The sequence below is a fragment of the Arthrobacter sp. Y3224055 genome, from assembly GCF_059090825.1.
In genome coordinates this window covers 553140-567231 of sequence record NZ_JBNHGB010000002.1, presented here as the reverse complement: position 1 = coordinate 567231, position 14092 = coordinate 553140, and the positions used below count along the sequence as shown (strand labels likewise).

Genomic DNA, 14092 nt, shown 5'->3' with positions numbered 1-14092 from the left:
GTCATGATTGAACTAACTGCAGCCGATATAGCGGCGATTACCGGCGGACGGATCGTTGGGGAACCCGTCGGTGCCACGGGGGACACCGGCGGCATCACCGTGAGTTCCGCCACCACAGACTCCCGCGAAATTGAGCCCGGCGGCCTGTTCGTGGCCAAGCCGGGCGAGACCGCAGACGGTCATTTCTACGTCGCCGCGGCCTTCGAAGCCGGTGCCGTGCTGGCGCTGACCGAACGCGAGGTCTCCGACCCGACCGGCCGCCTCCTGCCGCAGATCGTGGTGGCGGACGCCGTGCTGGCCATGGGCGCCGTCGCCGCGGCCATCGTGGCACGGCTGCGCGCCGCCGCGGGACTCGAGGTCGTGGGCATCACCGGCAGCGCCGGCAAGACCACCACCAAGGACCTGCTCGCGGGGATCCTGCGCCGGACCGCGCCCACCGTGGCCCCGATCGGCTCCTACAACGGCGAGGTCGGCGTCCCGCTGACGGTGTTCTCCGCGGACTTCGACACCCGCTACCTGGTCGTGGAAATGGGCGCCACCGGCATTGGCCACATCCGGTACCTGACGGACATGGTCAACCCCGGCGTCGGCGTGGTGCTGGGAGTCGGGACCGCCCACGCAGGGGAATTCGGCGGCGTGGACAACATCGCGATCGCGAAGGGCGAGCTGGCCGAGGCCGTGCCGGCCGGCGGTACCGTCGTGCTCAATGCCGACGATCCCCGCGTCCGGGCCATGGCCGCCCGTACCCGGGCCCGCATTCTGTACTTCAGCTCCGACGACGACTTCACCCTGCCCGACGGGAGTACCGCGCCGTTGCTGCGGGCCCGCGGCGCCCGCGTCAACGACGACGGGCACCCCGAATTCACGCTCCGCTTCCCGGACGGCTCCGAGCACCCGGTAACCTCCGGGCTGATCGGCATCCACCACGTGACCAACCTGCTGGCCGCCGCCGGCGCCGCCTGGGCGCTGGGCGTGCCGGCGGAAACCATCGCCGCCGGCCTGAACGGGGCCGGCCCCGCCAGCCGCTGGCGGATGGAACGCACCGAGCGCGCCGACGGCGTCACGGTGATCAACGACGCCTACAACGCCAACCCCGAATCCATGCGGGCAGCGCTGCGCACGCTGGCCGAACTCGGCCGCGGCCGCCGCACCTGGGCGGTGCTGGGCGAAATGCTGGAACTGGGCGAAGACTCCGTGCAGGCCCACGACGCGATCGGGCGGATTGTGGTCCGGCTGAACATCTCCCACCTGATCGTCGTGGGAGAGGGAGCCAAGGCCATGCACAACGCCGCCGTGCTGGAAGGCTCCTGGGGCGACGAATCGCTCTGGGTCGCCACGCCCGAGGAGGCCCGCCGGGTGCTCGAGGAGAAACTGGAACCGGGCGACCTGGTGCTGTTCAAGTCCTCCAACTCGTCCGGGCTGCGGTTCTTGGGCGACCGGATAGCATTAGGAAATCCGTCGACGGACGGCCCCGCGTCGGCTGCAGCGCGCAGACCCGAAACCCAACAGGAAGGCCAGGCGCAGTGATAGCCCTGCTGATCGGCTCTGCCCTGGCGCTGGTCCTGTCCCTGCTCGGCACGCCCTTGTTCATCAAGCTCTTGGTGCGGAGAGGCTACGGCCAGTTCATCCGCGACGACGGCCCGACGGCGCACCACACCAAGCGCGGAACGCCCACCATGGGCGGCGTGGTCATCGTGGCCGCGGTGATGCTCTCCTACTTTGCCACGCACCTGATGATGTGGATGATGAACGGGGAAGCGCATTCCGGGCCCACCGTCTCCGCCGGCGTCCTCATGCTGCTGATGGCCGGCATGGGGCTGGTCGGTTTCCTGGACGACTTCATCAAGATCTCCAAGCAGCGCAGCCTCGGGCTGCGGGCCTGGGCCAAGATCGTGCTGCAGGGCATCGTCGGCATCCTCTTTGCCGTCCTGGCCCTGAACTTCCCGGACAATATGGGCCGCACCCCGGCGTCGATGAACATCTCCTTCGCCCGTGACATCCCGTGGCTGGACCTCGCCTTCGGCGGCACCGTACTCGGCACTATCCTGTTCATCATCTGGTCGAACGTCATTGTCACCGCAGCCACCAACGGCGTGAACCTGACCGACGGGCTGGACGGGCTCGCGGCGGGCGCATCGGTGATGGTCTGCGGCGCCTACATGCTGATGGGGATCTGGCAGTTCAACCAGAGCTGCGGCTCGGTCAAGGTCCCCGGGGAGGTCTGCTACGAGGTACGCGACCCGCTGGACCTGGCGCTGCTGGCAGGAACCATGGCCGGCGCGCTGATCGGGTTCCTGTGGTGGAACACCGCGCCCGCCAAGATCTTCATGGGCGATACCGGATCGCTGGCGATCGGCGGCGCCATCGCCGGGTTCGCCATCCTGTCCCGCAGCCAACTGCTGCTGGTGGTCATGGCGGGCCTGTTCGTGATCATCTCGCTGTCCGTGATCATCCAAGTGGTCTACTTCAAGCTCAGCGGCGGCAAACGCGTCTTCAAGATGGCCCCGCTGCAGCACCACTTCGAGCTCAAGGGGTGGGCCGAAGTCACCGTCGTCGTGCGCTTCTGGATCATCGCCGGGCTGTGCGTGGCGGCCGCGCTGGGCATCTTCTACGCCGAATGGGTGCTGGGCTCATGAGCCGGCTGGACGAACTCACCTCCTGGGACGCGGACTGGTCCGGGCTGCGCGTGGTGGTCGCCGGGATCGGGCTGTCGGGATTCTCCGCGGCCGACACGCTGATCGAACTGGGCGCCGCCGTCGTCGTCGTGGACGGCAGCGACACGGCGGAAAACCGGGCCAAGGCCGACACGTTGAAGATCGTCGGGGCCCGGCAGGTCCTGCTGGGTGAAGACCACACCGGTGCACTGCCCGACGTCGGCGGGGAGCCGGCCGAACTGGTGGTCACCTCGCCGGGCTGGCAGCCGCGGACACCGCTGCTGGCCGCCGCGGCGGACGCGGGGATTCCCATCTGGGGCGACGTTGAACTGGCGTGGCGGGTGCGCGAACGCGCCGGCCGGCGCACCGCCGAATGGCTGGCCATCACCGGTACGAACGGCAAGACCACGACGGTGGGGATGGCCGAATCCATGCTGCAGGCGGCCGGGCTGCGCGCCATCGCCGCCGGCAACGTCGGCACGCCCATCCTGGACGCGGTGCGTGATCCCATCGGCTACGACGTCATCGCCGTCGAGCTGTCGAGCTTCCAGCTGCACTGGACCCACACCATGTCCCCGCTGGCCTCCGTGGTACTCAACGTGGCCGAAGACCACGTGGACTGGCACGGGACCTATGAGGCATACCTGGCCGACAAGGCCAGGATTTACGAGCGGACCAGGATCGCGTGCGTCTACAACGCCGAGCAGCGCGAGACCGAGGAGATGGTCGAGGAGGCCGACGTCGTCGAGGGCTGCCGGGCGATCGGCTTCACGACCGGAATGCCGGCGGTCAGCATGGTCGGCGTCGTGGAGAACCTGCTCGTGGACCGGGCCTACATCGAAGAACGCCGGGACTCCGCAACCGAGCTGGCCGGCCTCGGCGACCTGGGTGACCCGGCGCCCCGGCACCAGGTGGCCAACGCCCTGGCCGCCGCCGCCCTGGTCCGGGCGTACGGCGTGGAACCGGCCGCGGTCCGCGAAGGACTGCGGCGGTTCGATCCCGGGGCACACCGGATCCAAAAGGTGCTGGAGCACGCCGGCGTGCTGTGGGTCAATGACTCCAAGGCGACGAACCCCCATGCGGCTTCGGCCTCGCTGGCGTCCTTCTCCTCGGTCGTGTGGATCGCCGGGGGACTGTCCAAGGGCGTCAGCTACGACGAGCTGATCGCCGACCACGCGCGCAGGCTGAAAGCGGTGGTGCTGATCGGCAGGGACAACACCGCCCTCCTGGCCTCGCTGCAGCGACACGCACCGGATGTCCCGGTCCTCCACGCGCACCCGGGAGACACTGGAAACAGCGCCCCGGAGGCGGAGGACACTGACGGCGAAACCGTGATGGCGGCGGCCGTGGAAGCGGCAGCGGGCATCGCCGCCGGCGGGGACACCGTGCTGATGGCGCCGGCAGCCGCCTCGATGGACCGGTTCACGTCCTACGCCCACCGGGGCAATGCGTACATGGAAGCAGTCCGCCGGTACGGAGAGGGACAGGCACCGTCGACTAAGGAGCAGTAATGGCCACCACCCGCAGCGGAAGCCGGACACCGGCCCCCGCCGCTGCCCGCGGACACGCCGCTCCCGGCACGAAGCCCGCCCCCGAAGGCCGGTTGCCCGAGCTCCGGCAGCGCGGCACCGACCTGCTGGACCGCATCCAAGGCACCGGCACGCGGTCCAGCGGGGCCAGCTACTACCTGATCCTGGGCTCCGCGCTGGCCCTGACGGCCATCGGCCTGCTGATGGTGCTGTCGTCGTCCGCCGTGGAATCGATCGCCGATGAAACCTCGCCGTTCAGCCTGTTCATCCGGCAGGCCGTGTTCGCCGGCCTGGGAGTCACCGCGATGCTGGTCCTCTCGCGGTGGAAGGTCTCCACCTACCGGAAGCTCGCCTGGCCCGGCCTCGCGGTGTCGGTGCTCCTGCTGCTGCTGGTCTTTACCCCGCTGGGCGAATCCGTCGGCGGCAACCGCAACTGGATCCATTTCCCCGGCAACGTGTCCCTGCAGCCGTCGGAAGTGGCCAAGCTGGGGATGTCCCTGTGGATGGCAACGGTGCTGGCGGCCAAAGAGCGGCTGCTGGGCCAATGGAAGCACCTGCTGATCCCGGTGGTCGTGCCCGGTGCCCTCCTCGTGGTCGGCCCGGTGCTGCTCGGCAACGACCTAGGCACCGCGATGATCCTGATGCTCATCATCGCCGGCGGACTGTTTTTCGCCGGCGCACCGTTGAAGCTGTTCGGCGTGGCCGGACTGGGGGCCGGCGCGCTGGTGCTGCTGCTCGTGGTGGTCAGCCCCAACCGCATGGGCCGCATCCTCATGTGGACGGACCAGAGCTGTGAAGCGACGACCGGGCTGAACATGCAGTCATGCAACGGGCTCTTCGCACTCGCCTCCGGCGGCTGGTGGGGCGTGGGACTGGGACAGAGCCGGCAAAAATACAACTGGATTCCGGAAGCCCACAACGACTACATTTTCGCCATCATCGGCGAAGAGCTGGGCCTGCTCGGCACCACCGTCATCCTGGCGCTGTTCGGCGTCCTGGCCATTGCCCTGGTGCGCACCGTGATGCGCCAGGATTCCCTCTTCGTGCGCATCCTCGCCGGTTCCATCATGGTGTGGATCATCGGCCAGGCGTTCGTGAACATCGCGGTGGTCACCGGCCTGCTTCCGGTGATCGGAGTGCCCCTGCCGTTCATCTCCTACGGCGGCTCCGCGCTGACGGTCACCCTGGCCGCCGTCGGTGTACTCTTGTCCTTTGCCCGGACCGATGTGCCCGGCCGGAAGAAGTCCGGGGGACTCCTGGGCCGGTGGCGGCAGCAAGCGCCGGCCGGGAACCGCTGACCCCAACCCAGACCACCAGCAGCCGAGCAGAAGGTACTTCCGCAACACCATGAACACTTCCGATCCCTCTGTGGTCCTGGCCGGCGGCGGCACGGCGGGGCATGTCAGCCCGCTGCTGGCCATCGCCGGCGCCGTCCTCCGGGCCGCCCCCGCGGCCCGCATCCTCGCCGTCGGCACCGCCGTCGGCATGGAGACCCGGCTGGTCCCCGCGGCGGGCCACCGGCTCGCCACGATCGGGCGGGTTCCGCTGCCGCGCCGCCCCTCCCTCGACCTGCTGAAGCTGCCGTTCAAGTTCGCCGCGGCCGTGCGCCAGGCCGCGGGCATCATCGAGGGCGCGAAGGCCGACGTCGTGGTGGGCGTCGGCGGGTACGTGTGCACCCCGGTCTACATCGCAGCCAGGCTCCGCCGGGTGCCGATCGTGATCCATGAGGCCAACGCCCGGCCGGGGCTCGCGAACCGGGTCGGGGCACGGCTGACCGGCCGGGTCGCGGTCGCGTTCAAAGACACGAAACTGCCCGGCGCCCGCTGGGTCGGCATGCCCATGCGGCCCGAAATCGCCACCCTGGACCGGAATGCCTCCCGCGAAGCCGCGCGCCGGCGGCTGGGACTGGCGGCGGACCGGCCGACCCTCATCGTCACCGGCGGCTCCTCGGGCGCGCTGAGCATCAACCGCACCATCGGCGCTTCCCTGCAGGAGCTCGCCGCGGCAGGCATCCAGGTGCTGCACATCACCGGGCGGAACAAGGCGCTGCGGGACGCCGACGGGCAACTGCTCGCCGCTCCCGGCTACCACCAGGTGGAATTTGTGGACGGCATGCAGGATGTCTACGCGGCGGCCGACCTGCTGCTGGCCCGCGCCGGCGCGGCCACGGTGTGCGAGATAGCCGCCGTGGGCCTGCCGTCCGTGCTGGTGCCGCTGCCGCACGGCAACGGCGAACAGGCCCTGAACGCGGCCTCCCTCGTGGCCGCCGGCGGGGCCGTGCTGGTCGGCGACGGCGGGTTCACACCCCGCTGGGTCACGGACGAACTAATCCCGTTGCTGCGAAACGCGGAGCGGCTGCAGCAGATGTCCGCCGCGGCACACACCCTGGGAATCCGCGACGCAGACACCAGAATGGCACAATTGGTGCTCGAGGCAGCAGGGAGGAACACAGATGAAAGCCGTTGATTTCCACACCACCGCCCGGCTGCCGTTCGGCGACCTCGGCGCCGTGCACTTCATCGGATTGGGCGGCGCCGGAATGTCCGCCATCGCCCGGATCCTGCTGGCCCGCGGCGTGCCGGTCTCCGGTTCGGACGCGCGCGACTCGGCGGTCCTGCGCCAGCTGGAGGCCCTCGGTGCGACCGTCTTCGTGGGCCACAAGGCCGCCCATGTCGCCGGCGCGGACACGGTGGTTGTCTCCACCGCCATCCGGCCGGAGAACCCCGAACTGCAGGCCGCTGCCGCCGCCGGCCTGAACATCGTGCACCGCTCGGTGGCCCTTGCCGCCGCGATGGAGGGGAAGCGGCTGATCGCCGTCGGCGGCACCCACGGCAAGACCACCACCACGGCCATGGCGACCGTGATGCTGCAGGCGGCCGGCTGCGAACCCTCGTTCGCCATCGGCGGCGACGTGGCGGCGCTCGGCGTCAACGCCGCCCACGGGCAGGGCGAACTGTTCGTCGCCGAAGCCGACGAATCCGACGGATCGTTCCTCAACTACAATCCGCAGGTCATCGTGGTGACCAACGTGGAGGCCGACCACCTGGACCACTACGGGTCGGCCGAAGCCGTGTACGCCTCCTTCGACCGGTTCACCGCACTGCTTCCGGCCGACGGCACCCTGGTGGCCTGCCTCGACGACGACGGCGCCCGCGCCCTGGCGGAACGGACGACGGCGTCCGGCACAGCAGGCCGCGTGCTGGGCTACGGCTACGCGGCCGACGCCCAGGTGCGCGTCGAAGACACCGTCTTCGCCGGCTCGGGGAGCACCAGCAGGATCGTATACCCCGGCGGCAGCTGCACGCTGCGGCTGCAGGTGCCCGGCGAGCACAACATCCGCAACGCCGCCGCCGCCCTCGCCGTGGCCATCACCCAGGGCATCGATCCGGCCTCCGCGGCCGAGGGACTGTCCGGGTTCACCGGAGCAGCCAGGCGGTTCGAGGCCAAGGGCACGGCGGCAGGGGTACGCGTGTTCGACGACTACGCACACCACCCCACCGAGGTCCACGCGGCCCTCACGGCCGCCCGCGAGGTGGCCGGCGGGCATGCGGTGCACGTCCTGTTCCAGCCGCACCTGTTTTCCCGCACCCGGGAATTCGCCGCCGAGTTCGCCCGGGCCCTGCAACTGGCCGATTCGGCGGCCGTTCTCGACATCTACGCCTCCCGCGAAGACCCCATCCCGGGCGTCACCAGCGAACTGATCACCAACCGGCTCGCTCCCGGCAGCTACGCACCCGATCCGGGGCGGGCGGTGAGGGACATTGTTGCCCGTTCCCGGCCCGGGGACATCGTGCTGACCGTCGGCGCCGGTGACGTGACCCAATACGGGCCCGTGCTGGTCGAGGCCCTGGGGCAGGCCGCAGCGGCGGCGCGATGAGTCCGCGCAAGCCCCGCACTCCCGCCGCGCGTCCCGCCGCCGCCCGGCAGCCGGAGGCCCCGCGGCCGCCGGAAGCCGCCGGGCAGCAGCCAAACCCTGGAGCCGCGACGGAGGCGCCCCGGGACACCGGCGTGCGGATCAACACCGGCAGGGTGTCGGCCATGCCCGCCGCGGAGTCCACCGCGGCTGCCGGGCCCGCCGCGGCAGAAGGGCCCGCCGCCGCTGCCCGGCCCGCCCCCGCTGCCAGGCCCGCCCCGCGCGCCCCTCAGCGCGGATCGGGCAAGCCTTCCGGTCGGGGCGGTGCCCCCGCCGGGAGGACGGCCGGGACGGCCGCGCCCTCCCGCACCCCCAAAGCCGGGGGAGCGGCACGGCCCACGCGTGCGCCCAGGCCCGGCGCCGGCACCCCGTCCGTCCCTGCAGCATCCGGCAAGGCGGCAGGCAAGGCCGCGCGCGCGTCCGGCGCCAAGCGGGCCGGGGCGGCAGCGCTGCTATCGCGGTGGCGGGGCCACAAGGGACCGGACCGCGCGGACGGGGCGGACACCTCCGAATCCACCGTTGTCAGTTTCCCCGAACCGGCGGCGCGCAAGACGCGGCGCCGGCTGTTGATTGCTTCCGGCATTGTGGCCGTGCTCTTCGCCGTCTTGATGTCGGTCATCTTCCTGTCGCCGGCGCTGGCCGTGAAGACAATCACCGTCGAGGGCGACGAACTCACCGAAAAAGCAACGCTCACCGAGGCGCTGCGACCGCTCATGGGAACACCGCTGGCCCGCATCGGAGAACGCGACGTCCATGCCCGGGTGGACCACCTGCCGGCGGTGGAGTCGGTGGAAGTGATCGCCAGGCCGCCGTCGGAACTGCACGTTCGGATCATCGAGCACACGCCCGTGGCTGTGCTGAAGGACGGCAAGAAATTCGTGCTGATCGACGAGTCGGGGACGGAGCTTGCGTCGGTCGCCAAGCGCAGCGAGGCGAAACTGCCCTTGATCGACGGAGCGAAGGCCGCCGAAAACCCGGATGTCTTCGCGTCCATCACCGGGGTGCTCGCCGCGCTGCCGCCGGACGTCCTGAGGCAGCTCAAGCACGCCTCAGCGCAGTCGGTGGACTCGGTGGAACTCCAGCTGGCCGGCGGCCAAAAAGTGCTGTGGGGCAACGCGCAGGAGCAGGAACTCAAGGCCACCGTCCTGCAGGCGATGCTGCGGGCAAAAGACGTGAAAGACAAGGCGAGCGTCATCGATGTGAGCACGCCCACACGCCCGGTGACCCGTTGAGCAGGAGACGGGAAATGCGCAACATCCGGGGAACGCGCGACACGCGGAGCAAGGTCGTTGTGTGGGCCGGGGCTTGCGTCTAGCGTCTCGAATAGAAACTACTTGACATAACTATAACCTTCAAGCTGAAGGTTAAGGTTAGGTGAAACTACCGGACAGGGTACCCGCCCGCTCCGGCAGAACTGATCAGTGCACAGACTCGAGCAAGGGACACAGGACGTGGCAGCACCGCAGAATTACTTGGCCGTCATCAAGGTCGTCGGCATCGGCGGCGGTGGCGTGAATGCCGTCAACCGGATGATCGAGGTGGGACTCCGTGGCGTGGAGTTCATCGCCATCAACACCGACGCTCAGGCACTGCTGATGAGTGACGCCGACGTCAAGCTCGACGTCGGGCGCGAACTCACCCGGGGTCTTGGCGCCGGCGCCGACCCGGAGGTGGGCCGGAAGGCCGCCGAGGACCATGCCGAAGAGATCGAGGAAGTGCTGCGCGGGGCGGACATGGTCTTCGTGACCGCCGGCGAAGGCGGCGGCACCGGCACCGGCGGCGCACCCGTGGTGGCCCGGATCGCGCGCTCGCTCGGCGCCCTGACCATCGGCGTTGTCACCCGTCCGTTCACGTTCGAGGGCCGCCGCCGCTCGAACCAGGCCGAAAGCGGCATCGAGACGCTGCGCGACGAAGTCGACACCCTCATCGTGATCCCCAACGACCGCCTGCTGTCCATCAGCGACCGCAACGTCTCCATGCTCGATGCCTTCCGGTCCGCCGACCAGGTGCTGCTCTCCGGCGTGCAGGGCATCACCGACCTGATCACCACCCCGGGCCTGATCAACCTCGACTTCGCCGACGTGAAGTCCGTCATGCAGGGCGCCGGCTCGGCGCTGATGGGCATCGGCTCCGCCCGCGGCGAGGACCGGGCCGTCAAGGCCGCCGAGCTGGCCATCGCGTCTCCGCTGCTGGAAGCTTCGATCGACGGTGCGCACGGCGTGCTGCTGTCGATCCAGGGCGGATCCGACCTGGGCCTGTTCGAGATCAACGAGGCCGCCCGGCTGGTGCAGGAGGTCGCACACCCCGAGGCGAACATCATCTTCGGCGCCGTCATCGACGATGCACTCGGCGACGAAGCCCGCGTGACCGTCATCGCCGCCGGCTTTGACCAGGTGGACGTCACCTCCGCTCCGACCCAGAAGCCGGCCGCCGCCCCCGCCGGTACGCCCGCCGTTCCGGCCGCCCAGCCGTCCGTGCCGGTCTCGGAGCCCATGGAGCACAGCTTCAGCGGTGCCATGCCGCAGCACCACGTTCCCGCCGACGCGGGCTTCGACATGGACCTGCCGGCCATCGTCGAGCCGGACCTGAGCGCAGGCCGCGTCGACGACCTGGACGTTCCGGACTTCCTGAAGTAAACCCTCAGGCAGGTCCGGCAGTGTTTTGGTGGAAGCAGCGGGTCCACACCGGCGTGTGGGCCGCCTTTACCGACCGCTCGGCCGGGAACCTTGGCCTGCATGTCGGGGACGACCCCGACACGGTGCTCCGGCGGCGCGCGGCGCTGGAAGACGCCATGGCTGTACCGGCCGGTTCGCTGCGGTTCATGAACCAGGTGCATTCGTCCGTCGCCGCGGTCATCCCCGCCGGCTGCGGGGAGGCCGACGCCACTGAAAGAGCCGCGCCGGCCGACGCGCTGGTCAGCGCCGACGGCGCGGCGCCGCTGGCGGTGATGGTCGCGGACTGCCTGCCGGTCGTGCTGGTGGGAACACGGGCCGACGGCGGGCCCGCCACCGCCGTGGCCCATGCCGGCCGCCGCGGACTGCTCGACGGGGTGCTGGCCAACACCGTCGCCCGGCTCCGCGAGGCCGGTTCGGGCGAACTGCGGGCCTGGATCGGTCCCTCCATCTGCGGGGCCTGCTATGAGGTTCCCGAGCATATGCAGGCCGAGGCGGTTGCCCGGATTCCCCAACTGGCGGCGAGGACAGCCTGGGGGACGCCGGCTTTGGACCTTGCCGCCGGAGCCAGGGCAGAGCTGGCCGGGCTCGATGTGGACGTGCACCAGGTGGCCGGCTGCACCCGAGAGGACGAAAGGCTCTACTCCTACCGGCGCGATCAACAAACCGGCCGGTTCGCCGGCCTTGTCTGGAAGGACGCATGAGTACCGACGCCCGCAAGTCCGAACTCGCAGCGAACCTGGAACGTGTCCGGGCACGGATTGCCCGGTCCGCCGCGGGGCGATCCACGGAGCCGGAACTGATCGTCGTGACGAAGTTCTTCCCGGCCTCCGACGTTGCGCTGCTGCATGACCTGGGCGTCACCGACGTCGGCGAAAACCGGGACCAGGAAGCGGCCGCGAAGGCCGCCGAGCTTGCCGGTGCCGGGCTCCGCTGGCACTTCATCGGGCAACTGCAGACGAACAAGGCAAAGTCCGTGGTGCGGTACGCGGATGTGGTCCATTCGGTGGACCGACGGCAACTCGTCACCGCCCTCGGCAAGGCCGTGGTGGCCGAGCAGGAACGGCGGGAGGCGGCCGGGCTCGGACCACGGGCGCACCTGGACTGCCTGATCCAGGTGAACCTTGACGAGAGCGGCGCCGGGCAGGCCGCGGGCACGGCGGCCCGCGGCGGTGCCCGGCCCGAGGACATCCCGGCGCTGGCCGATGCCCTCGGCGACACCGAGGGACTGAACCCCGCCGGGCTGATGGCCGTCGCACCGCTGGGCGCAGACCCTGCCCGCGCATTCGGCCGGCTGGTCGAACTGTCGCAGCGGCTTCGGGAACAGCATCCCGGCGCCGGCCTGGTGTCGGCGGGCATGAGCCAGGACCTCGAAGCGGCGGTCGCCGCGGGCGCGACACACCTCCGCGTCGGTTCCGATGTCCTCGGCCCGCGACCAGCCGTGGGGTAGCGTTTTGGCTAGGCAGACTCCTTGCCGGGCCGGCCGATCCGGGACCTGGCAAGGCGCGACAGCAGCGCTGAAGACAGGATGGGAGCGACCATGGCAGGCACACTGCGCAAGACAATGATTTATCTTGGGCTCGCCGATGGTGACGAGCACTACGAAGCCGAGCAGGCAGACACGCCCGCTCGAGATGAGGAGCAGCCTGTGGACCAGCCCCGCCAGGAGCGCCGCCCCGAGCCCGCCCCGCCGGTGAAGCAGGTTGCCGAGGAATACCGGGCGCCGGTGACGCCGATCAAGCGCGCTCCGTCGGCCCGCGAGGACGCTACCGTGCTGCACCAGATCACCACCGTGCATCCGCGGTCGTACAATGATGCCAAGATCATTGGCGAAAGTTTCCGCGACGGCATTCCGGTGATCATGAACGTCACGGACATGGGCGAAGCGGAAGCCAAGCGTTTGGTCGACTTTTCCGCCGGCTTGGTCTTCGGACTGCACGGCAGCATCGAGCGGGTCACGAACAAGGTCTTCCTGCTCTCGCCGTCGAGCGTTGAAGTGCTGGGCGAGGACCGGAAGTCCAGCGACCAGCAGGCCAGCTTCTTTAACCAGAGCTAGCCCGCAGCTACGTCCGGCAGGCGTGCCGCCAGCCTTACTCCTTCTAGCGCTAGGAATCGTGGAACCGGCGTGTCCCTCATTTTCGTCCTGCTCTACCTGATCTTGATGCTGTTCCAGCTGTCCCTGATCGTGCGGATCGTCTTTGAAATCGTGCAGGCCTTCGCCCGGCGCTGGCGGCCGCGCGGCATCGCGCTCGTCGCGGCGTCGGCGGTCTACTCCGTGACCGACCCTCCCATGAAGGCCCTCCGGCGGCTCATTCCGCCGCTGCGAATCGGAGGATTCGCGCTCGATCTTGCGTTCCTGGTCCTGTTCCTTGCCGTCACGATCGCCATGGCGATCGTGGCCGGTCTGGCCTGACCCGAGGCGCGTTAGTGTTCGTCTCCGAAACGATATATTCTGATTCAGATATAGCTGGCGGATGCCCGTTGCACGGCGGATATTCGCTACCGTTGTTATGAATCCAGCACGTAGCATTCATGACCCACGAACCAGTATGAGGTGACCAGATGGCTTTGACGCCAGAAGACGTTGTCAACAAGCGGTTCCAGCCGACCAAGTTTCGCGAAGGCTATGACCAGGACGAGGTCGACGATTTCCTAGATGAGATCGTCGTCGAACTCCGCCGGCTGAACCAGGAGAACGACGAACTTCGCAAGAAGCTGGCCGAAGCCACGTCGAACCAGGGTCCGGAGGCCTCCGTGCCGGCTCCGGTCTCCGCCGCCCCGAAGACCGAGCAGGTCCGGGAACCGGTCAAGGAAGAGCCCAAGGAAGAGCCCAAGCCGAAGGAAGAGCCGAAGCCGGCCCCCGCGGCCGTTCCGGCATCCGGGACCGGGCACACCGCGGCCGCCGAGTCCGCCGCAGGCGTGCTGGCCATGGCCCAGAAGCTCCACGACGAGTACGTCACCGCCGGTGTGGAGCAGCGGGACAAGATCATTGCCGAGGCACAGCTGGAAGCCAGCAGCCTGGTCAACGACGCCGAAGAGAAGAGCCGCAAGACCCTGGGCAACCTCGAGCAGCAGAAGGCCGTGCTGGAGCGCAAACTGGAGCAGCTGCGTGGATTCGAACGCGACTACCGGGCCCGCCTGAAGGCGTACATCGAAGGCCAGCTGCGGGATTTGGAAGCCCGCGGATCCTTCGCTGCCCCCGAGGTCAAGGACAGCGCGGACGCGTAAGCGCGGAAGATAACCGCCAGCCCCGTGCCACGGGGCTCCCAATGGCCGGCGCCGGGATTACCCTGCCGCCGGCCATTGGCTTTGGGCGCCCCGCCC

The 14092-nt window shown here is 69.4% G+C and carries 13 protein-coding genes; all 13 read left to right on the top strand.

The features are described from left to right. Positions 1 to 3: 3 nt before the first annotated feature. A complete protein-coding gene (locus AC5RTY_RS07950) occupies positions 4 to 1527 on the top strand; it encodes a UDP-N-acetylmuramoyl-tripeptide--D-alanyl-D-alanine ligase (RefSeq protein WP_494025805.1) in 1524 nt (507 codons plus the stop codon). After that, positions 1524 to 2636: a phospho-N-acetylmuramoyl-pentapeptide-transferase gene (gene mraY, locus AC5RTY_RS07945; RefSeq protein WP_494023244.1), complete on the top strand. Its 1113-nt coding sequence runs from the start codon at positions 1524 to 1526 to the stop codon at positions 2634 to 2636. The genes AC5RTY_RS07950 and mraY overlap by 4 nt, the downstream gene beginning before the upstream one ends. Then, positions 2618 to 4165, top strand: coding sequence for a UDP-N-acetylmuramoyl-L-alanine--D-glutamate ligase (gene murD, locus AC5RTY_RS07940; protein WP_494139336.1), 1548 nt, complete (start codon positions 2618 to 2620; stop codon positions 4163 to 4165). The genes mraY and murD overlap by 19 nt, the downstream gene beginning before the upstream one ends. Beyond that, positions 4165 to 5481 (top strand): putative lipid II flippase FtsW, encoded by a 1317-nt coding sequence (ftsW, locus tag AC5RTY_RS07935; RefSeq protein ID WP_494139335.1) that lies wholly within the window; start codon positions 4165 to 4167, stop codon positions 5479 to 5481. The genes murD and ftsW overlap by 1 nt, the downstream gene beginning before the upstream one ends. Before the next feature lie 49 nt (positions 5482 to 5530). Then, entirely contained in the window at positions 5531 to 6649 is a 1119-nt protein-coding gene (gene murG, locus AC5RTY_RS07930) for an undecaprenyldiphospho-muramoylpentapeptide beta-N-acetylglucosaminyltransferase (protein ID WP_494139334.1), read from the top strand. Continuing rightward, a complete protein-coding gene (murC, locus tag AC5RTY_RS07925) occupies positions 6636 to 8060 on the top strand; it encodes a UDP-N-acetylmuramate--L-alanine ligase (RefSeq protein ID WP_494025807.1) in 1425 nt (474 codons plus the stop codon). The genes murG and murC overlap by 14 nt, the downstream gene beginning before the upstream one ends. Further along, entirely contained in the window at positions 8057 to 9328 is a 1272-nt protein-coding gene (locus AC5RTY_RS07920; protein ID WP_494139333.1) for a cell division protein FtsQ/DivIB, read from the top strand. The genes murC and AC5RTY_RS07920 overlap by 4 nt, the downstream gene beginning before the upstream one ends. A gap of 219 nt (positions 9329 to 9547) precedes the next feature. Next, entirely contained in the window at positions 9548 to 10732 is a 1185-nt protein-coding gene (gene ftsZ, locus AC5RTY_RS07915; protein ID WP_493999470.1) for a cell division protein FtsZ, read from the top strand. 20 nt (positions 10733 to 10752) lie between these two features. Next, entirely contained in the window at positions 10753 to 11472 is a 720-nt protein-coding gene (locus AC5RTY_RS07910; RefSeq protein WP_493999471.1) for a purine nucleoside phosphorylase YfiH/LACC1 family protein, read from the top strand. Beyond that, entirely contained in the window at positions 11469 to 12218 is a 750-nt protein-coding gene (locus AC5RTY_RS07905; protein WP_494139332.1) for a YggS family pyridoxal phosphate-dependent enzyme, read from the top strand. The genes AC5RTY_RS07910 and AC5RTY_RS07905 overlap by 4 nt, the downstream gene beginning before the upstream one ends. Positions 12219 to 12308: 90 nt before the next feature. After that, positions 12309 to 12824, top strand: a complete 516-nt coding sequence (locus tag AC5RTY_RS07900; RefSeq protein ID WP_493999473.1) for a cell division protein SepF — start codon at positions 12309 to 12311, stop codon at positions 12822 to 12824. A gap of 69 nt (positions 12825 to 12893) precedes the next feature. Then, entirely contained in the window at positions 12894 to 13181 is a 288-nt protein-coding gene (locus tag AC5RTY_RS07895; protein ID WP_493999474.1) for a YggT family protein, read from the top strand. 149 nt (positions 13182 to 13330) lie between these two features. Continuing rightward, positions 13331 to 13996: a DivIVA domain-containing protein gene (locus tag AC5RTY_RS07890; protein ID WP_493999475.1), complete on the top strand. Its 666-nt coding sequence runs from the start codon at positions 13331 to 13333 to the stop codon at positions 13994 to 13996. Positions 13997 to 14092 lie beyond the last annotated feature (96 nt).